Below are 18,165 nucleotides of genomic sequence, written 5' to 3' on the forward strand. Positions count from 1 at the left end.
ACATATTAACCGGTCCCCATCAGTTTATTTTCCAAACAACGGCGCACGCGACCTATCGATTTAGTGTTTTCCCGGGCCCCCAAGGGCCCCCCGGCCCCCGGCCCCCCCGGGGGGCCCCGGAGGCCGGGTCCGCGACCTGCGCGGACCCGGCCTCCGGGGTGGTGCGTGAAGGGTCGTTACGCCGCCGTGCGCGCCGCCGCCGCGCGCTGGCGGACGTACCCGGTGACCGCGAGGGCGGCCGCGAGCCCGCCGGTGAACAGGACCTGGACCCGGGTGTCCTCGCCCGCCGCCATCAGGGCCAGGACCCCGGCCACCCCGGCCAGGGACACCCAGGTGAGGTACGGGAAGCCCCACATCCGCACGACGAGCTTCCCCGGATCCTCGCGCTCGGTCCGGCGGCGCAGGACGAACTGGGAGACGGCGATGAAGCCCCAGACCACCAGGACCACGCCGCCGACCATGTTCAGCAGCCACGCGAACAGGGTCTCGGGGTACCAGTAGGACAGCAGCACGGTCACGAAGCCGAAGCCCGAGGAGGCCAGGACCGCGCGGCGCGGCACCCCGCGGGTGAGCCTGCCCAGCGCGCGGGGGCCCTGTCCGCGCGAGACCAGGGAGTGGGCCATGCGCGAGGAGCCGTAGATGTTGGCGTTCATCGCGGACAGCAGCGCGATCAGGATGACCACGTTCATGACCTCGCCGGCGGCCGGGATGCCCAGCCGGTTCAGGGTGGCCGCGTACGGGCCCTCGCCGGTGACGGCCGGGTCGTGCCACGGCAGCAGCGTCACGATCACCAGCATCGAGCCGACGTAGACGACCGCGATCCGCCACATGGTGGTCTTCACGGCCTTGGCGACGCCGCGGACGGGGTCCTCGGACTCGGCGGCGGCGATGGTCACCGTCTCCAGCCCGCCGTAGGCGACGACCGAGGCCAGCAGGCCGACGAGCAGCCCGTCCGTCCCGTTGGGCAGGAAGCCGCCGTCGTGCAGCAGGTTCGCCGCGCCGGGGGAGGAGGTGCCGGGCAGCAGGCCGAGGACGGCCAGCACGCCCAGGCCCAGGAACAGGGCGATCGCGGCGATCTTCAGTGCGGCGAACCAGAACTCGAACTCGCCGAAGTGCGAGACGGCGCCCAGGTTCGCGCCGCAGAACACCGCCATGAAGATCAGCACCCACATCCACGAGGGGGTGCCCGGCAGCCAGCCCGTCACGATGTGCGCCGCGCCGATGGCCTCGATGGCCACGCCGACGCACAGCAGGATCCAGAACATCCAGCCCGCGGTGAAACCGGCCCACGGGCCGATCGCGCGTTCGGCGTGCACGGAGAAGGAGCCGGAGGCGGGGTTCGCGGCGGACATCTCGCCGAGCATCCGCATCACGAACATCACGAGCAGCCCGGACGCCGCGTAGGCGAGCACGATCGAGGGACCGGCGGCCGCGATGCCCGCGCCCGAGCCCACGAAGAGGCCGGCTCCGATGACCCCGCCGAGGGCGATCATCGAGAGGTGGCGCTGCTTGAGGCCGTTGCCGAGGGGGGATCCGGGGCCGTCCCCGGGCGCCGGGCCCTGCTGCTGGTGCTCGGAAGGGGTGGCGGTGCGCTGGCTCATGAAGGTGTGCCTGTCCGGTGTGCGGGTGGACGGGGTGCGGCGCACCAGTCTGCCTACCGTCCGATTACCGGACGTTTCCCGTCCAGCATGCGGACGACTCCTTCACGCGAAGTGATCATCCGCCCGCGGGGGAGGACCGCAGTTCCCGGACCCACGCCACCAGCAGCACCACCACCGCCGCGCCGCCCGACCACAGCAGCTGCGGCCGCGCCGCATCGTCGAACAGCATCAGCACCAGCACCGCCGCCATCCCCGCCAGCGCCACCCACGTCAGGTACGGGAAGCACCACATCCGCAGCGTCAGCCGCTCCGGCATCTCCCGCTCGATCCGGCGCCGCAGCCTCAGCTGCGAGACCGCGATCAGCGCCCACACGAACAGCAGCACCGCGCCGACCGCGTTGAGCATGTAGAGGAAGACCGTGTCGGGCCACAGCAGGTTCAGCAGCACCGATACGAAGCCGAAGGCCACCGACGCGAACACCGCGCGCCGCGGCACCCCGCCGCCCGACACCTTCAGCAGCGCCCCGGGCGCCTCACCGCGCTCGGCCAGCGAGAAGACCATCCGCGAGGACCCGTACAGGTTCGCGTTCAGCGCGGACAGCAGCGCCACGAAGACCACGATGTTCATGATCTGCCCGGCCCCCGGGATGCCGATCGAGTCCAGGACGGCCACGTACGGGCTCGCGCCCGCCTTCATCGAGTCCCAGGGCAGCAGGGTCACGATGACCAGCATCGAGCCGATGTAGAAGAAGAGGATGCGCCACACCGCGCTGCGCACCGCGCGCGCCACCGAGCGGGCCGGGTCGTCGGACTCGGCCGCGGCGATGGTGACGACCTCCAGGCCGCCGAAGGCGAAGACGACGGCGAGCATGCCCGCGACCACCCCGCCGAGGCCGTTGGGGGCGAATCCGCCCCGGCCGGTCAGATTCGCCGCTCCGACCGGATCGGTGTCCGGCAGCACGCCGAAGATCGCCAGGGTGGAGAGCACCAGGAACAGCACGATGGCGCCGACCTTGAGGGTCGCGAACCAGAACTCGAACTCGCCGAAGTTCCGCACGGCCGCCAGGTTGCTCGCGGTGAAGACCACCATGAAGATCAGCACCCACGCCCATTGGGCGATCCCCGGCACCCAGCCGTTCGCGATCTTCGCCGCGCCGGTCGCCTCCACCGCGAGGACCACCACCAGCAGGAACCAGTACAGCCAGCCGACCGAGAAGCCGGCCCAGCGGCCCAGCGCCCGCTCCGCGTGCACCGAGAACGACCCGGACGCGGGCAGGGCGGCCGACATCTCGCCCAGCATCCGCATCACCAGCAGCGCGAGGGTGCCCGCGAGCAGGTAGGAGACGACGATCGCGGGCCCGGCGATGGTGATGCCCGCGCCCGAGCCGACGAAGAGCCCGGCGCCGATCACGCCGCCCAGACCCAGCATCGTCAGGTGGCGCTGCTTGAGCCCGTGACCCAGGGGTTCCGGCTCCGGAGCGAGTTCCGGCAGGGGTGCTTGTGACATTTCCACAGTCTCCCCGAGCGGGACGCGGCGACGCAAAACGCCTGACCGACGGCCAAAGCGTCGGGTGACCCAGGTCACTTCGGCCCCGCGGCGGGATGCGGGGAGCCCTTTCGTTGTGGAATCCCCACCACGCGGGGGATCACCGCTTTGTCTCCGCGCGACGCCGGACAGCCCGCCGGCCGGGACTAACGTCGCCTTGTCCGGCCCGTCCGGCCACCCCGTCCCGTGATCGCCCCGCGCGACCCGACCTCCGCCCCGCCCTTCAGCACCCGACCCTCCGGAGTCCCGATGAGCACCGCTTCCGTCCCGACGACCGCCGCCTTCCGGCCCGGTGCCGTCCTCGCCGACCTGCTGCCCGCGAGCCGGGTCCGCGACATCGCGCTCGTCGTGGGCGGCGCCGCGCTGACCGGCCTGGCCGCGCAGATCGCCGTACCGGTCCCCGGCTCGCCGGTCCCGGTCACCGGGCAGACCTTCGCCGCCCTGCTCGTCGGCACCGCCTTCGGCGCCCGCCGCGGCTTCCTCGCGCTCGCCCTCTATGCCCTGGCCGGCGCGGCCGGGATGCCCTGGTTCGCCCAGGGCACCTCGGGCGCGGGCGGGGCCTCCTTCGGCTACGTGCTCGGCATGCTGCTCGCCGCCACCCTGGCCGGAGCCCTCGCGCGCCGCGGCGCCGACCGCTCGGTGGTCCGTACCGCCCTGACGATGGCGGCGGGCTCCGCGGTCATCTACGCGGTGGGCGTCCCGTACCTGGCCCTGTCCACCGGGATGTCGTCGGGCGCGGCCGTCGCCGCGGGCCTGACCCCGTTCCTGATCGGCGACGCGCTCAAGGCGCTCCTCGCCATGGGGCTGCTCCCGGCCGCCTGGAAGCTGGCCGGCCGCGGCTGACCCCACCGCGACGCACGGCGGCCCCGGACCACTCGCGTGGTCCGGGGCCGCCGTGTTCCTCCGTACGGTCAGGCGCGCGCGGCGTTCCTGCGGCGGACGAAGTCCAGCACCGTGCCGATGACCATCACGATGGCGGCGACCAGCGTCGAGAGCAGGACCACCTCGCGGTTGTCGTCGTCGAAGAGCATGTAGACGAGGACGAAGCTGATCATCGCGGCGGTCAGCCAGGTCAGGTACGGGAAGAACCACATCTTCACCGTCAGCTTGTCCGGCGCCTCGCGGAGCAGGATCGCGCGCATCCGCAGCTGGGTGAAGCAGATCGCCAGCCAGACGAAGAGCGCGATGGCCCCGGAGGAGTTCAGCAGGAAGCTGAAGACCGTGTCCTTGAAGGCGTAGTTGAAGTAGACGGCGACGAAGCCGAAGACCACGGAGCCCAGGATCGCGGCGACCGGCACGCCGTTCTTGGAGACCTTCGCGAAGGCCTTGGGGGCGTCGCCGCGCTCGCCCAGCGAGAACGCCATGCGGGACGCGGTGTAGAGGCCCGAGTTCAGGCAGGACAGCACGGCCGTCAGCACGATCACGTTCATGATCTGGCCCGCGTGCGCGATGCCGATCGAGTCGAGGGCGGCGACGTACGAGCCCTTCTCGGTGATCGACTTGTCGTTCCACGGCAGCAGGGTCAGCACGATGAAGATCGAGCCGAGGTAGAAGATGCCGATGCGCCAGATCACCGAGTTGGTGGCCTTGGTGACCGCGCGGCGCGGGTCCTCGGACTCACCGGCGGCCAGGGTGACGATCTCGCTGCCCATGAAGGAGAAGACGACCATCAGGACGCCGGTCAGGATCGACCCGACCCCGTTGGGCATGAACCCGCCGGTGTCCGTGAGGTGCGCGAAGCCCGCGCCCGGGTTGTCCGAGCCCGGCAGCACGCCGAAGACGGCCAGCAGACCGACGATCACGAAGCCGCCGATGGCGACGACCTTGATGCCCGCGAACCAGAATTCGAACTCGCCGTACGAGGCGACCGAGCCGAGGTTGGTGACCGTCAGCACGACCATCACGATCAGCGCCCAGGCCCACTGCGGGACGGCCGGGACCCAGCCTTCCAGGATGTTCGCGCCCGCGGTGGCCTCGACGGCCAGGACGACGACCCAGAAGAACCAGTACAGCCAGCCGATGGAGAAGCCGGCCCAGCGGCCGAGCGCCCGGTCGGCGTAAGCGGAGAAGGATCCGGAGTTCGGGCTGGCCGCGGCCATCTCGCCGAGCATCCGCATCACGAAGACCACCATCGCGCCGACCAGCGCGTAGGAGATCAGGATGGCGGGACCGGCCTTGGCGATGCCGCCGCCGGAACCGACGAAGAGGCCGGCGCCGATGACGCCGCCAATGGCGATCATGGACAGGTGCCGGTTCTTGAGACCGGCCTTCAGACCGTCGGAGGGCTGGGTGCCATCGGGTTCACCGGTGGGGCCGCCTGACTTCTGAAGGGTCGTCGTGGAGCTCATGGACGAATCCTTAGGTTCTCGGGTTGCGAGTTCCGGCATTCAAACCCGGGATGAACGTAAGACGGAAGACCTGAATCCGGATCGTGTCCGTCGGACGAACCTCCGGGACCAAGGTCCCGAACCGCTGCACCCCGCCCCAACTGCGTCCTTTGGGTTTACTTGAGCTTTAGAAGTGACTTACGCGACATCGCCCCGGCACCCCTTGCGCGGCGCCCGGGCCCCTCGTGTCACACTCGTGCCCATGCGCGTCTACCTCGGCTCCGACCATGCCGGCTACGAACTGAAGAACCACCTCGTCGAGTGGCTGGGGGCCCAGGGCCACGAGGCCGTCGACTGCGGTCCCCACATCTACGACGCCCAGGACGACTACCCGCCGTTCTGCCTGCGCGCCGCGGAGAAGACCGCCGCGGACCCGCAGAGCCTCGGCATCGTCATCGGCGGCTCCGGCAACGGCGAGGCCATCGCCGCGAACAAGGTCAAGGGCGTCCGCGCCGCGCTGGCCTGGAGCGAGCAGACCGCCGCCCTCGGCCGCGAGCACAACAACGCCAACGTCCTCTCCATCGGCGGCCGCATGCACACGGTGGAGGAATCGACCAAGTTCGTCGAGATCTTCCTCGCCACGCCGTACTCCGACGAGGAGCGCCACACCCGCCGGATCGAGATGCTCTCCGCCTACGAGACCACCGGCGAGCTGCCCCCGATCCCGGCGCACCACCCGCAGGGCTGACACCCCCGCCCCGCACACGAGACGTACGACGGCGGCGCCGGGACCCCCGGCGCCGCCGTCGCGTCCGCACGCGACGGGCCCCGACCGCACCAGGAGCAGCGCCGTGCCCGAGGGGCATACGATCCACCGCCTCGCCCAGGACCACGCCGAACGGTTCGCGGGCCGGCCGCTGCGCGTCAGCAGCCCCCAGGGCCGCTTCGCCGAGAGCGCCGCCCTGCTCGACGGCCGCGAGCTCGACACGGCCGAGGCCCACGGCAAGCACCTCTTCCTCGGCTTCGACGGCCCCGCCGGGGACTGGATCCACATCCACCTCGGCCTCTTCGGGAAGTACGGCTTCGGCCCCGTCCCCGCCCCGCCCGCCACGGACACCGTGCGTCTGCGCCTCGTCGGCCGGGAGCACTACGCCGACCTGCGCGGCCCCACCACCTGCGCGCTGATCACCGGCGCCGAGAAGCAGGCGATACACGAGCGCCTCGGCCCGGACCCGCTGCGCCCCGACGACGACCCCGACCGGGCCTGGGCGCGGATCTCCCGCTCCCGCACCACGATCGCCGCCCTCCTGATGGACCAGAAGGTCGTCGCGGGCGTCGGCAACGTCTACCGCGCCGAGGTCCTCTTCCGGCACGGCATCGACCCCTACCGGCCCGGCCGGGACCTCGCGCGCGCCGAATGGGACGCGATGTGGCACGACCTCGCCGCGCTGATGCGCGAGGGGGTCCGGCTGAACCGCATCGACACCGTCCGCCCCGAACACACCCCCGAGGCCATGGGCCGCCCGCCGCGCGTGGACGACCACGGCGGCGAGGTCTACGTGTACCGCCGCGCGCACCTGCCCTGCCTGCTGTGCGGCGGCGAGATCCGCACCGCCGGCCTCGCCGCCCGCAACCTCTTCTGGTGCCCGGGCTGCCAGCCCCGCTGAACCGCGCCGGCCTAGAACCCGTGCGGGAGCCAGGGCGCCAGGTCCGAGGTGAAGGCCCGGGAGGCCTCCTGGAGGGCGCCCGGGCGCAGTTCGGTGACCAGGCCCGCGCCCGCCAGCGACGCGAGGGTGACCCCGCCCAGGTACGCCGAGCCCAGCTCCGCCACCGACAGGGCCAGCTCCGCCGGATCCTCCGTGCGCACGCAGGACGCCCCCTTCGCGTCGCCGGTCAGCCGCCAGCGCCCCGCGTTCCACGGGCAGAAGGCGTCCGCCACCTCGAAGACCACGTCCACCGGAGCCCCGTACGTCCGGGCCTCCAGCGCCGCCCCCAGCTCCACCAGGCGCACGTGCAGCGCGTCCCGGGTGCGCGGCTGGGCCCGGCGCACGTCACTGACCAGGTGCAGCAGCGGATCGTCCACCGGCCGCTTGCGCGCCCGTACCGTCCAGGTCAGGTCGATCCCGAACACGTACGCCCACAGCGCCCCGTACGCCGCCGGGTCCAGCGCGTCGAGGTCCTCGACCTCCACCACCCCGGCCGAGCCGCTCAGTTCCCAGCCCGGCCGCACCCGGTAGCGGGCGTACCCCACCACGCGCCCGTCCGCCTCCCGCTCGGCCAGCACGCACTTCAGCGGGGACCGGCCCGCACGCCCCGACGCCGGATCGAGCAGCGCCTGCCGCTCCCAGCCGGGCTGACGCGCCGTCATGCCCGGTCGTCGCGGCACCAGTTCCGCGTACACCGCCTCGCACGCGGTCAGCGCCTTCTGCGGATCCACCAGGCGCAGCCGCACGCCGTCCGCCCCCGGCGGCAGCCGCAGCCGGACCCGGCTGGTGTCGATGTCCACGGCGAGCGAGTACGCCGCGGTGCCGTAGCCGAACCGCCCGTAGATCGCCGGATCCGACGCCGTCAGCACGGCGACCGGCTCGCCACCCGCCCGGATGTCGTCGAGTTGGCGCCGCATCAGCGCGGTGAGCAGACCCCGGCGCCGGTGCGTCGGCGTCACGCCGACCATGGTCACGCCCGCGGCGGGCACCAGCGCCCCGCCGGGCACCGTGACCCGGAAGGTGAAGGCGCCGGCCGAGGCCACGCAGATGTCCCCGTCCCAGACCCCCAGCGAACGCTCCGCCTCGGTCAGGGACTTGTAGAGTTCACGCTCTTCCTCCTCCTCCGGCACACCGCCGAACGCCAGTTCCAGATGGTCGTACCAGGCATCCCACTCTTCGGGCCGCAGCACCCTCGTCTCATGAGCCATGGGGCCATCCCTATCAGGGCAATCCATCCTGGTCGACCCGTTTTGGTCCGGAAATCTCCATGCGGTCCGGGGGTACCCCTGCGCGCTCACAGTCAGGATGGATAGGGTCCCGGAACAATGGGCGGAGCACGGATGGAAACCCTCACGGCACGGCTGCGGAAGACCTCGCACCGGGCCCGCACCGCGCTGCGCAAATCCGCCGTCGACTACTTCCGCGGCGACGCCTCCGACTGGCTCGCCTTCGGCGGCCTGATCCTCACCGTCCCGGCCATCACCTGGGGCACCCTCCTGCTGCCCGTCTGGTTCTCGCCGTCGGCCCTCGTCCTGCCCATCGTCGCGGGCGGACTGCTGCTGCGCCCCGCCAGTTTGCTCGCCCTCTACGCCGCCGCCGCGACCGCGCTGATCGTCGAGGCGCTGGCCCTCGGTCCCTACACCGAAGGCCCCGCCCGGGTCACTCCCGGCACCATCCTCGTGGTCGCCGCCTGCGGGTTCTTCGGCCTGGTCATCGCCCAGTTCCGCAGCCGCGTCGGCGTGCCCTGGAGACGCGGCGGCACCATGCTCTTCGACCTGCGCGAACGCATCCGGGTGCAGAGCAAGCTGCCCGCCCTGCCGCGCGGCTGGCACCGCGAGATGGCCCTGCGCCCGGCGGGCGGCCAGTCCTTCTCCGGCGACTTCGTGGTCGCCGCCCGGACCAACGGCGGCCGCACCCTCGAAGTCGTCCTGACCGACGTCTCCGGCAAGGGCATGGACGCGGGCTCCCGCGCCCTGCTCCTCTCCGGCGCCTTCGGCGGACTGCTCGGCTCGCTGCCCCCGCGGGACTTCCTGCCCGCCGCCAACGGCTACCTGCTGCGCCAGGACTGGGACGAGGGCTTCGCCACCTCGATCCACCTCGTCCTCGACCTGGAGACCGGGGACTACGACCTCCTCTCCGCCGGTCACCTGCCCGCCCTCCAGCTCTGCGCGGGCACCGGCCGCTGGCAGGAGAGGAGCGGCGAGGGCCCGCTCCTCGGCGTCTACGACGGAGCCGCCTTCGAGGCCGCCCACGGCAACCTGCGCCGCGGCGACGTCCTGCTGCTCTTCACCGACGGCCTCGTCGAAACGGCCGACCGCGACATCAGCGAGGGCATCGACCGGCTCACCGGCGAAGCCGACCGCTACGTCACCTCCGGCTGGGAGGGCTCGACCTGGCACCTGATCGAGAAGGTCGCCAAGGACGTCAACGACGACCGCGCGCTGCTGCTGATCCGCCGCTCGCCCTGACCCTCCCGCATCCCACCGGAAGGCGCCGGGTGGGGTTTACCCCACCCCTGACCGGCCCGTTTCCACCATGGCCCGCCCGGCCCCCCGCTCCGTAGCGTCAAGGTCACGAGCAGGAACGGCAGACGCGGAAGGCGGCACACCATGGGGTTCGGGCGCGGCAGGCAGCAGCGGGAGCGGCAGCAGGGGCACGGCGGGAGCGACGACCGGTCCCGCGGCGGGCAGGGTTTGTGGGACGCGTCCGGAGCCGCGGCCGCCGCCGGTCGCGCATCCGGAGCCGGTTACGCCGCCACCGCGCCCGCCGTCCAGCTGAGCGACGTACGCCGCTCCTACGGGCGGGGCTCCGCCACCGTCCAGGCCCTGCGCGGCATCGACCTCAGCCTGCCGCGCGGCAGCTTCACCGCCGTCATGGGCCCCTCCGGCTCCGGCAAGTCCACCTTCCTGCAGTGCGCCGCCGGACTGGACCACCCCAGCTCCGGCTCCGTCCGCCTCGGCGGCACCGAGATCACCGGCATGAACGAGAACCAGCTCACGGTGCTGCGCCGCAGCCGCCTCGGCTTCGTCTTCCAGGCCTTCAACCTGCTGCCCTCCCTCACCGTCGAGGAGAACGTCCTGCTCCCGCTGCGCCTCGCGGGCGGCCGGGTCACCGCGGACGGCGCCGCCCGCGCCGCCGCCCTCCTCGCCCAGGTCGGCCTCGAAGGCAAGGGCCACCGCCGCCCCGGGGAACTCTCCGGCGGCCAGCAGCAGCGCGTGGCCATCGCCCGCGCCCTGGTCACCCGCCCGGACGTGGTCTTCGCCGACGAGCCCACCGGCGCCCTGGACACCACCACGGCGGCCGAGGTGCTCGCCCTGCTCCGGGGCGCGGTCGACAGCCTCGGCGCGACCGTGGTCATGGTCACCCACGACCCGGCCGCCGCCGCCCACGCCGACCAGGTGCTCTTCCTCGCCGACGGGCTGATCGCGGACCGGCTGCCGCGCAGCCCCGCCCACGCCGTCGCCGCCCGGATGGCCACGCTCACCGGCCGCCGCAGCGCCCCGACGACCGCCGCCGTCCCCACCACCGGCGACGCCGCGTACGCGGGAGCGGCCGCCTGATGTTCCGCCCCTCCCGGACCAACGGCCTCGCGCGGGCGGCGGTGCGTTTCCGACCCGCCGCCTTCGCGGGCACCTTCCTCGCCCTCCTGATGACCGTGGCCATCGTCTGCGCCTGCGGCATCCTGCTGGAGGGCGGACTGCGCGCCTCCGTCCCGCCCACCCGGTACGCCGACGCCCCCGTCGTCATCGCCGCCGACCAGCGGATCCGCATGACCGCCGGACGCGGGGAGGACGCCGAGGAACTCTCGGTCCCGGTCCCCGACCTGGCCCGGGTGGACGCCGCACTGCTGGGCGCGCTCGCCCCGCTGGGCCGGGCCGTGCCCGACGTGTCCTTCCCCGTACGGTCCGGCGCCGGCGCGCTGACGGCGTACGGCTGGGGCTCCACCGCCTTCACCGGCGCCCGGCTCACCGCGGGCCGTGCGCCCGGGCCCGGCGAGGTCGTCCTCGGCGGCGCCGCCTCCGCGCGCGCGGACACCGGCGGCGGCCCGGAGCGGGTCGCCCTCGACACCCCGGCCGGGAAGCGGGAGTTCCGGGTCTCCGGACGTACGGACGCCCCCGGCGCCTGGTTCTCCGACGACCAGGCCCGCACCCTCTCCGGCCACCCTCTGGCCCTCGACGCCATCGCGCTCCTCCCCGCCCCCGGCGCGGACCGGGCGGGGTCCGGCGCCGCGACCGCCCTCGCCGACCGGGCGCGCGCCGCCGTCGGCGACCGGGCCCGCGTCCTCACCGGCGACGCGCGCGTCCTGGACGCGCCGCTCGCCTCGGCCAGGGAAGTGCTCATCGGCCTCGGCGGCTCCTTCGGCGGCGTCGCGACCCTCGTCGCCGTCTTCACCGCCACCGGATCCGTCGCCCTCTGCGTCGGCCAGCGCTCCCGCGAATACGCCCTGCTGCGCGCCGTCGGAGCCACCCCGCGCCAGATCCGCCGCTCCATCGCCACCGAAGCGCTCCTGGTCGCTCCCCTCGCGGGCGCCCTGGGCTGCGTACCGGGCGTCTTCCTGGCCGAGTGGTGGTTCGGCGCGCTCCAGGAGAAGGGGGCCGTCCCGGCCGCCCTCACGCTCCGCCCCTCCTGGATCCCGTTCGCGGCCGCCGTCGCCGTCGGCCTCGGCACCGCCCTCCTCGCGGGCCGCTGCGCCGCCCGCCGACCCGCGAAGACCCGCCCCGGCGCGGCCCTCGCCGAAGCCGCGGTGGAACGCCCGGGCCAGGGCCGGATCCGCACCTCCTTCGGCATCGCCGCCCTGGCGGGCGGATTCGCCTGCGCGGGCCTGGCGGGTGGCGGCTCCGTGACCGCCGCCGCCACCGCCGGACCCGGCGTCGTCATGCTCTTCATGCTCGCCGTGGCCCTGCTCGGACCGCTGATCGCCCGCGCCTGCGCCGCCGTCCTCGGCCTCCCGCTGCGCGCCGCGGGCCCGGCGGGCTCCCTCGCCGCCGCCAACTCCCGTACCAACGCCCGCAGACTGGCCTCCGCCCTCACCCCCATCGTGCTCGCCGTCGCCTTCTCCTCCACCCTGGTCTTCCTCCAGACCAGCACGGACCGGGCCACCGGCCACCAGCAGAGCGCGGGCCTGCTGGCCGACCGCATCGTCACCGCCCCCGCCGGATCCGGCGGCCTCCCCTCCGACGCCGCGGCCCGGGCCGCCGCCCTGCCCGGCGTCACCGCCGCCGTCCCCGTCGGCCACACCACGGTTCTCGTGCCCACCGGCAGCGGATCCGGCGCCGAACTGCGCAGCGCCCCCGCCCAGGTCACCGGCGGCGACCTCACCCCCGTACAGGACCTCGCCGTCCGCGGCGGCTCCCTCGCCGCCCTGCGGCCGGGCACCGTCGCCGTCGACCAGGGCCTCGCCGAAGCCGCCGGGGCGCGCCTCGGCGGCCGGATCACCCTGCGGCTGCCCGACGGCGTCCGGGTCACCCCCGAGATCGTCGCGGTCTACGGCCGCGGCCTCGGCTTCGGCGAGGTCACCCTCCCGGCCGCCGACCTCGCCGGACACCGCACCTCATCCGCCGCCACCGAACTCCTGGTCCGCGGCTCCTCGCCCGGCCTCGCGGAACTCGGCGGCGCGGTCAGCGACAAGAGCGGCTGGGCCACCGCCCAGGGCCTGGACCGGCGGCTCGGCGCCTGGGCCAATACCGTCATGGCCGCCGTCCTCGGCGGATTCGCCGCCCTCGCCGCCGCCAACACCCTGACCATGACCGTCCTGGACCGCCGCCGCGAACTGACCCTGCTGCGCCTGGTCGGTTCCACCCGCCGCCAGGTGCTCCGCATGATCCGCTGGGAAGCCCTCCTGATCGGCGGCGCGGGCCTGGTCCTCGGCACCGCCATCGCCGCCGCCACCCTGATCCCGATGGCGAAGGCCCTCACCGGCGAGGCGCCGTACGTCCCCCCGCTGGTCTACGGCTCCTTCGCGGTCGGCGCCCTGGCCCTCACCCTCCTGGCCACGTCCCTCCCGGCCCGCCACGCCTTGCGGCGGCCTGGAGGGAGCACGCCCTAGTCGAAGCGGATGTGGCGTACGCCGATCAGCGTGCGCCGCAGCCGTCCGCGCAGCGGGCCGTCCGTGTCCGGGGTCAGCGCCAGGCCCGCGTGCGCGGCGATCCGGTCGGCGACCCGGGACACGGGCAGCCGGTCCGTCCACAGGTGCTCCGCGAACTCCGGTGCGCGCAGGGCCTCCAGGGCGCCGTCGAGGCGCGCGACGGCGAAGCTCTCCCGCTTCAGTCCGCGGCCCAGGCCGCGCTCGCGCAGCCGCCGCAGCACGGTCTCGCGGTCGGCCAGCAGGGCGAAGTGCCGGACGTCGTGGCCGTGTTCGCGCAGCCGGCCGACGGTCTCGGCGAAGTAGCGCGGCTCCGTGACGGTCATCGGGACGAGCACCACCCCCGGGTGGCGCCCGGCCGCCAGGTCCAGTACCTCGAACACACCTTGGCGCCAGGCCGGCAGATCCTGGAAGTCCCCGCGCAGCGCGGGCGGCAGCGCGCGGTGCAGCCCGAAGCCGATGTGTTCGGGATCGCACAGCACGCTGCCGGGCAGCCGCCGCAGCAGCGCGTGGGCGGTCTGCGTCTTCCCGCCGCCGAAGGGGCCGTTGAGCCAGACGATCACGGGGCGCTCCGCACGGACCGCCAGGGCCCGATGCCGAGCTTCCCGGTCGTCCCGACGTCGAGGGGTTCGACGAGCTTCAGCCGCACGGCCGCCGCCCCCGGCCGCGGCACCACGTCCACGTACCGGCCCTCGACCGCGGCCCCGTCCGTGACCGTGTTGCGCCACAGCAGCGGGACCCGCGCGGCGTCCCCGGGCGCCAGTTCCAGCGCCTGCGGGGGCCCGTCCATGCCCGCCACGCCGGTGGCGATCCCGCCCGACCCGTGCACCACCGCCACCTGCACCGGCCGCTGCTCCGCGTCGAGCACCCGCACCTCGGGGTACCCCTCCAACCGGTACGCTCCGGCGGCGCAGTTGACCAGACGGACACCTCCCGCCCGCAGGCCCATCGCCGCGTCCCCCTGCTCCTCGACGAGCCGGATCCCGCCCTCGGGGCACGCCTCGCCGGGATCCGCCGACGGGACGTCCGTGAGCCGGGGCTTCCCCGGGTGCGTGGCCACCCCGCTCGGCCTCCCGGTCGGCCGGGGCAACCCCGCGGTCGGCACCCCGGTCGGCCCGGGCGCCACCGGCGGCGCCGGCGGCGTCGCGCACCCCCCGAGCACCACCCCGGCCACCACCGCGACCGCCCCGCCCCGCACCCCCGCCCGCCGCGCCCACCCCGGCACCCGCTCCCGCGCCCGACCCCGCGCCGCTCGGCCCGCCACGCCCCGCATCCCGTTCCCCGTCATGCGGCGACCCTACGACGGGCCGAGCGCGCGCCGCAGCCGGGCTCCTGGCCCGGAGCCCGGCCCGAGGCCGGGACCGCGCCGCCCCTCTCAACGTCCGTGGAACCGACCTCAGGGGACACCCCCCGGGTCCTCGGGCACTCTCGGCCCCCGGCACCCCGGTCCGCGGCCAGGGCGGGCGGTGGCCCCGCCCCGGCGAGGGGCCCCGCAGTGGCCCCCGGGGGACGGCCGCACTCCGGCAACGGCCCCCGTCCCCGGCAACGGCCCCCGCCCCCGGCGAGGGGCCCCGCCCGGCCACTCCGCGGCGATTGGCCGGGGCCCCGCGCCGCGGACCGGCCTAGCGTGCCCCCATGGACCGCACGCTCGCCGCCGATCTCGCCGACCTCCCCGCCCTGCTCGACGCCACCCGCCGCGCAGCCACCGACGCGCTGGCCACCCTGGCCGAACGTCCCGTCGTACCGCCACCCGTCGCACAGCGGACCGCACCGCCCACCACCGGACCGCACTCCGCCACCGCACCGCCTGCCACCGCAACGCCCACCGCCCCGCCGGCAGATGACCCCACCGCACCCCTGCCGGCAGGTGCCCGTCTCCCCACCCGCGGCACCGGCCTCGCCGACACCCTCGCCGCCTTCCAGGACCACTGGGCCCCGCGGTTCTCCGCCTCCGCCGGCCCCCGCTACCTCGGCTTCGTCACCGGCGGCGCCACCCCCGCCGCCCTCGCCGGGGACTGGCTGACCGCCGCGCACGACCAGAACTCCAACTCCGCCCTCGACCCGGCGGGCCAGGACCTGGAGCGCGAGACCACCGGCTGGCTCCGCGACCTCTTCGGCCTCACCGACGCCCACACCGGCGTCTTCGTCAGCGGCGCCACCATGTCCAACACCACCGGCCTCGCCATCGCCCGCGAATGGCTGGGGGAGCGCGCCGGGGTCTCCCCGGCCCAGGACGGCGTGGCCGCCCTCGGCCCCGTCCGGGTCCTCTCCGGCGCCCCGCACTCCTCCATCGCCAAGGCCCTCGCCGTCCTCGGCCTCGGCCGCGCGGCCCTGGTGCCCGTACCGACCCTGCCCGGCCGGGAGGCCGTGGACCCGGCCGCCCTCGACAGCGCCCTCGCCGACGCCCCCGGCCCCTGCGTCGTCGTCGCCAACGCGGGCACCGTCAACACCGTCGACTTCGACGACCTGCGCGCCGTCGCCGCACTCCGCGCACGCCACGACTTCTGGCTGCACACGGACGCCGCGTTCGGCGCCTTCGCCGCGCTCTCGCCGGAGCACGCCCCGCTCACCGACGGCCTCGACGCCGCCGACTCCGTCACCGTCGACCTCCACAAGTGGCTCAACGTCCCCTACGACAGCGCCGTTCTCTTCACCCGCCGCCGCGACCTCCAGGCCCGCGTCTTCCAGAACGCCGCCGCCTACCTCGGCCCCCTCGGCGAGCACCCCGACCTCGTCCACCTCACCCCGGAGAATTCCCACCGGCTGCGCGCCCTGGCGGCCTGGTTCACGCTGCGCGCGTACGGCCGCCAGGGCCACAGGGAGATCGTCGAACGGGACATCGCCTGCGCCCGGGAACTGGGCGCCGCCCTGGACGCGGACCCGGCCTTCACGCTGCTCGCGCCGGTCCGGCTGAACGTCGTCTGCTTCACCCTCGCCGCCGACCCGACCCCGGCCCGCCTGACCGCGCTGCGCGAGGCCGCGAACGGCGAGGTCTTCGTCACCCCCACCGTGTACGCGGGAACCCCCGCCCTGCGCGCCGCGTTCTCCAACTGGCGCACCACGTCCGCCGATGTGCGGCGGGCTGCCGGGGCCCTGCGCCGCGCCGCCGAGGGGATCGCATGACCGACCGCCGCCCACCGCTCACCCTGACCGAGGTCGAGGCCCTGGCCCGCGCGGCGCACGAGGGGCAGACCGACAAGGCCGGCCGCCCGTACGCCGAGCACCTCGCCGCTGTCGCGGAAGGCGTCCGCGTCCGCGGCGGCAGCGCCGACCAACAGGCGGCGGCCTGGCTGCACGACGCGGTCGAGGACGACGCCCTCAGCCGCGAGTGGCTGGATTCCGCCGCCCTCCCGCAGTCCGTGAAGGACATCGTCCTCGCGGTCACCAAACGCCCGGGCGAACCGGTCGAGGCGTACACCGCCCGCATCCTGGCCACCCCGGGGGCCCTGCTCGTCAAGGAAGCGGACCTCGCCCACAACGCGGACCCGGCCCGGCTGTCCGTACTGGACGAGCCCACCCGGCGGCGCTTGACCGGCAAATATGCCCGCGTGCGCTCCCTGCTCGGCCTCTGAAACGAGCCCGGTTGGCAGAAAGGGCCGTCACCGGGCGGATAGCGGGGCTCCGTTGGTGGCACGATGTTCCTGGGGACGCACGTGGCCGTGCGCCCCCGGGCCGACCAGGGGACGACCGAAGGTGTGATCAGTAGTGGCCATTTCGCTGTCAGTGGTGGTTCTGTTGGCGGTCATCCTGGTGGTGCTGATCCGCGGGAACCACATCAAGGCGGGCCCCGCGATCGTGGCGGTCCTCTTCGGTTTCTTCCTGGCGTCCAGCTCCATCGCACCGGACGTGAACCGCTTCCTCAACTCCCTCGCGGACACCATCGCGGGCATCAAGCTGTAGCCCGCCTCCTCCGCCCGGACCGGCGCCGTCACGCGTGCTGCGGCGCCTCGTCCTTCAGCAGGGTCCGCAGCGTCGCGCGGAACTCCGGCGTGTCGACCTCACTGTGCACGGACACGGCATGCTCCGCCGCCGCCCGCACCACTTCATCCGCCTCGCCCGAGATGGCGAGGCTGCACTTGGCTTCACTCGGGTAGTCCCGACAGTCGATGACCTTGCGCATGACGTGCCTCCGATGGGTACCGCGCCCGCGCCCGGCCACCGAGCCGACCGCCGACACCGACGCCGCGCACAGCGCCTCCTCCCACCATCCTCCCTACGCACCGCCGCCGCCCCCCGAAACCGGGGCCGGGCCCAGCGCAGCTGCGTGCGACGGCCTACGGCCCCGTGGCGGCGAGAGTGATGCGGTCGGCTTCGATGCGTGCCAGTAGATCGGTCAGTGAGCACTCGGTGCGGGCACGGGGGATCGGGTCGAAGTCCGTTACCTCCGGAGCCGTGGCCAGGTAGTCGGAGGGTGCGATCCCCCAGGCTTCGATCAGGCTCCACCCGGCCTGCACTTCGGCTCGCTGCCCGTCTATGGATGACACCCGTAGCCATGCCGTGCACTGATCTGAGAAGTCATACGGCAGGTAGGCGGTGCCGCCGCCGTCCCTGAGCCCGCGCACGTGGGCGCTCCACTGCTCCAAGAGGCGCACAAGCCTCGCCCCCAAGCCGCCCGGCGCCTCAGGGGCGTCGTCCAGTGCGAAATAGTACGAATCGCAGATGTGTCGATGAGGGCCGATCCGCAGCCGGAGATCGCTATGAGCCCCTCGGGTACGGACGCGCTCGAAATGCAGAGCGACGTGTTCTGTCATGGGTCCCTCTCAGGAAACGCCTCAGGGCCAGGTCCGAGGAAGCATCCTCTGACCTGGCCCTGAGCCATCAAGAGCGGGCGACGGGAATCGAACCCGCGTAGCTAGTTTGGAAGATCGCGTACGCGCTTACCCCCTCACCAGCCAAGTCCCTG

17 protein-coding genes are annotated in these 18,165 nt (G+C 74.0%); 9 read left to right on the forward strand and 8 right to left on the reverse strand.

Annotated elements, in window-relative coordinates; translation table 11 throughout:
* Positions 1–176: 176 nt before the first annotated feature.
* Positions 177–1,493 carry an amino acid permease gene (locus ABZY31_RS27470; RefSeq protein WP_356415424.1) on the reverse strand — a complete coding sequence of 439 codons (1,317 nt, stop codon included), beginning with the start codon at positions 1,491–1,493 and terminating at the stop codon, positions 177–179.
* A 223-nt stretch (positions 1,494–1,716) separates the two neighbouring features.
* The gene (locus ABZY31_RS27475) at positions 1,717–3,108 is read right to left on the reverse strand and encodes an amino acid permease (protein ID WP_356415331.1); all 1,392 of its coding nucleotides are present in this window, start codon (positions 3,106–3,108) and stop codon (positions 1,717–1,719) included.
* 288 nt (positions 3,109–3,396) lie between these two features.
* Between ABZY31_RS27475 and ABZY31_RS27480 the strand changes: the two genes are divergently transcribed.
* Positions 3,397–3,990 carry a biotin transporter BioY gene (locus tag ABZY31_RS27480; protein ID WP_356415333.1) on the forward strand — a complete coding sequence of 198 codons (594 nt, stop codon included), beginning with the start codon at positions 3,397–3,399 and terminating at the stop codon, positions 3,988–3,990.
* A gap of 68 nt (positions 3,991–4,058) precedes the next feature.
* On the opposite strand, the gene ABZY31_RS27485 is transcribed toward ABZY31_RS27480, so the two are convergent.
* Positions 4,059–5,495 carry an amino acid permease gene (locus tag ABZY31_RS27485; RefSeq protein WP_356415336.1) on the reverse strand — a complete coding sequence of 479 codons (1,437 nt, stop codon included), beginning with the start codon at positions 5,493–5,495 and terminating at the stop codon, positions 4,059–4,061.
* Between the two features lie 241 nt (positions 5,496–5,736).
* On the opposite strand from ABZY31_RS27485, the gene ABZY31_RS27490 reads away from it, so the two are divergent.
* Both ABZY31_RS27490 and ABZY31_RS27495 read left to right on the forward strand, forming a co-directional pair.
* Positions 5,737–6,222 (forward strand): ribose-5-phosphate isomerase, encoded by a 486-nt coding sequence (locus ABZY31_RS27490; protein ID WP_356415338.1) that lies wholly within the window; start codon positions 5,737–5,739, stop codon positions 6,220–6,222.
* Between the two features lie 103 nt (positions 6,223–6,325).
* Positions 6,326–7,141, forward strand: a complete 816-nt coding sequence (locus ABZY31_RS27495; protein ID WP_356415340.1) for a DNA-formamidopyrimidine glycosylase family protein — start codon at positions 6,326–6,328, stop codon at positions 7,139–7,141.
* Positions 7,142–7,152: 11 nt separating this feature from the next.
* On the opposite strand, the gene ABZY31_RS27500 is transcribed toward ABZY31_RS27495, so the two are convergent.
* The gene (locus ABZY31_RS27500; protein WP_356415343.1) at positions 7,153–8,388 is read right to left on the reverse strand and encodes a GNAT family N-acetyltransferase; all 1,236 of its coding nucleotides are present in this window, start codon (positions 8,386–8,388) and stop codon (positions 7,153–7,155) included.
* Positions 8,389–8,520: 132 nt separating this feature from the next.
* Between ABZY31_RS27500 and ABZY31_RS27505 the strand changes: the two genes are divergently transcribed.
* The 3 genes from ABZY31_RS27505 (at position 8,521) to ABZY31_RS27515 (ending at position 13,226) form a co-directional block, all read left to right on the forward strand.
* On the forward strand, positions 8,521–9,648 hold the full coding sequence (locus ABZY31_RS27505; protein ID WP_356415345.1) for a PP2C family protein-serine/threonine phosphatase: 1,128 nt from the start codon (positions 8,521–8,523) through the stop codon (positions 9,646–9,648).
* A 141-nt stretch (positions 9,649–9,789) separates the two neighbouring features.
* Entirely contained in the window at positions 9,790–10,740 is a 951-nt protein-coding gene (locus ABZY31_RS27510) for an ABC transporter ATP-binding protein (protein WP_356415348.1), read from the forward strand.
* Positions 10,740–13,226 carry an ABC transporter permease gene (locus ABZY31_RS27515; RefSeq protein ID WP_356415350.1) on the forward strand — a complete coding sequence of 829 codons (2,487 nt, stop codon included), beginning with the start codon at positions 10,740–10,742 and terminating at the stop codon, positions 13,224–13,226. Before ABZY31_RS27510 ends, ABZY31_RS27515 begins: the two co-directional genes overlap by 1 nt.
* Here the strand turns inward: ABZY31_RS27515 and ABZY31_RS27520 are convergent.
* Complete coding sequence (locus ABZY31_RS27520; protein WP_356415353.1) at positions 13,223–13,825, reverse strand: AAA family ATPase; 603 nt, start codon at positions 13,823–13,825, stop codon at positions 13,223–13,225. The genes ABZY31_RS27515 and ABZY31_RS27520 overlap by 4 nt on opposite strands.
* Complete coding sequence (locus ABZY31_RS27525) at positions 13,822–14,322, reverse strand: DUF4232 domain-containing protein (RefSeq protein ID WP_356415356.1); 501 nt, start codon at positions 14,320–14,322, stop codon at positions 13,822–13,824. Before ABZY31_RS27525 ends, ABZY31_RS27520 begins: the two co-directional genes overlap by 4 nt.
* Positions 14,323–14,897: 575 nt before the next feature.
* Between ABZY31_RS27525 and ABZY31_RS27530 the strand changes: the two genes are divergently transcribed.
* The 3 genes from ABZY31_RS27530 to ABZY31_RS27540 all read left to right on the forward strand — a co-directional run bounded on the left by ABZY31_RS27530 (position 14,898) and on the right by ABZY31_RS27540 (position 17,162).
* Positions 14,898–16,385 (forward strand): pyridoxal-dependent decarboxylase, encoded by a 1,488-nt coding sequence (locus ABZY31_RS27530; RefSeq protein WP_356415359.1) that lies wholly within the window; start codon positions 14,898–14,900, stop codon positions 16,383–16,385.
* Positions 16,382–16,834 carry an HD domain-containing protein gene (locus ABZY31_RS27535; RefSeq protein ID WP_356415362.1) on the forward strand — a complete coding sequence of 151 codons (453 nt, stop codon included), beginning with the start codon at positions 16,382–16,384 and terminating at the stop codon, positions 16,832–16,834. Before ABZY31_RS27530 ends, ABZY31_RS27535 begins: the two co-directional genes overlap by 4 nt.
* Before the next feature lie 133 nt (positions 16,835–16,967).
* The gene (locus tag ABZY31_RS27540; protein ID WP_030159386.1) at positions 16,968–17,162 is read left to right on the forward strand and encodes a hypothetical protein; all 195 of its coding nucleotides are present in this window, start codon (positions 16,968–16,970) and stop codon (positions 17,160–17,162) included.
* A 28-nt stretch (positions 17,163–17,190) separates the two neighbouring features.
* On the opposite strand, the gene ABZY31_RS27545 is transcribed toward ABZY31_RS27540, so the two are convergent.
* Both ABZY31_RS27545 and ABZY31_RS27550 read right to left on the reverse strand, forming a co-directional pair.
* The gene (locus tag ABZY31_RS27545) at positions 17,191–17,382 is read right to left on the reverse strand and encodes a DUF1059 domain-containing protein (protein ID WP_356415364.1); all 192 of its coding nucleotides are present in this window, start codon (positions 17,380–17,382) and stop codon (positions 17,191–17,193) included.
* Between the two features lie 154 nt (positions 17,383–17,536).
* Positions 17,537–18,013: a hypothetical protein gene (locus tag ABZY31_RS27550; protein WP_356415365.1), complete on the reverse strand. Its 477-nt coding sequence runs from the start codon at positions 18,011–18,013 to the stop codon at positions 17,537–17,539.
* Positions 18,014–18,165: the final 152 nt, after the last annotated feature.

It is taken from the genome of Streptomyces sp. NPDC006529 (assembly GCF_040611795.1).
GTDB lineage: Bacteria > Actinomycetota > Actinomycetes > Streptomycetales > Streptomycetaceae > Streptomyces.

What these genes read in the sequence shown, in the direction of transcription:
- ABZY31_RS27470 (WP_356415424.1), bottom strand. Translation starts at nt 1,493, where the DNA reads ATGATCGCCCTCGGCGGGGTCATCGGAGCCGGCCTCTTCGTGGGCTCG.
- ABZY31_RS27475 (WP_356415331.1), bottom strand. Translation starts at nt 3,108, where the DNA reads ATGTCACAAGCACCCCTGCCGGAACTCGCTCCGGAGCCGGAACCCCTG.
- ABZY31_RS27480 (WP_356415333.1), top strand. Translation starts at nt 3,397, where the DNA reads ATGAGCACCGCTTCCGTCCCGACGACCGCCGCCTTCCGGCCCGGTGCC.
- ABZY31_RS27485 (WP_356415336.1), bottom strand. Translation starts at nt 5,495, where the DNA reads ATGAGCTCCACGACGACCCTTCAGAAGTCAGGCGGCCCCACCGGTGAA.
- ABZY31_RS27490 (WP_356415338.1), top strand. Translation starts at nt 5,737, where the DNA reads ATGCGCGTCTACCTCGGCTCCGACCATGCCGGCTACGAACTGAAGAAC.
- ABZY31_RS27500 (WP_356415343.1), bottom strand. Translation starts at nt 8,388, where the DNA reads ATGGCTCATGAGACGAGGGTGCTGCGGCCCGAAGAGTGGGATGCCTGG.
- ABZY31_RS27505 (WP_356415345.1), top strand. Translation starts at nt 8,521, where the DNA reads ATGGAAACCCTCACGGCACGGCTGCGGAAGACCTCGCACCGGGCCCGC.
- ABZY31_RS27510 (WP_356415348.1), top strand. Translation starts at nt 9,790, where the DNA reads ATGGGGTTCGGGCGCGGCAGGCAGCAGCGGGAGCGGCAGCAGGGGCAC.
- ABZY31_RS27515 (WP_356415350.1), top strand. Translation starts at nt 10,740, where the DNA reads ATGTTCCGCCCCTCCCGGACCAACGGCCTCGCGCGGGCGGCGGTGCGT.
- ABZY31_RS27530 (WP_356415359.1), top strand. Translation starts at nt 14,898, where the DNA reads ATGGACCGCACGCTCGCCGCCGATCTCGCCGACCTCCCCGCCCTGCTC.
- ABZY31_RS27535 (WP_356415362.1), top strand. Translation starts at nt 16,382, where the DNA reads ATGACCGACCGCCGCCCACCGCTCACCCTGACCGAGGTCGAGGCCCTG.
- ABZY31_RS27545 (WP_356415364.1), bottom strand. Translation starts at nt 17,382, where the DNA reads ATGCGCAAGGTCATCGACTGTCGGGACTACCCGAGTGAAGCCAAGTGC.
- ABZY31_RS27550 (WP_356415365.1), bottom strand. Translation starts at nt 18,013, where the DNA reads ATGACAGAACACGTCGCTCTGCATTTCGAGCGCGTCCGTACCCGAGGG.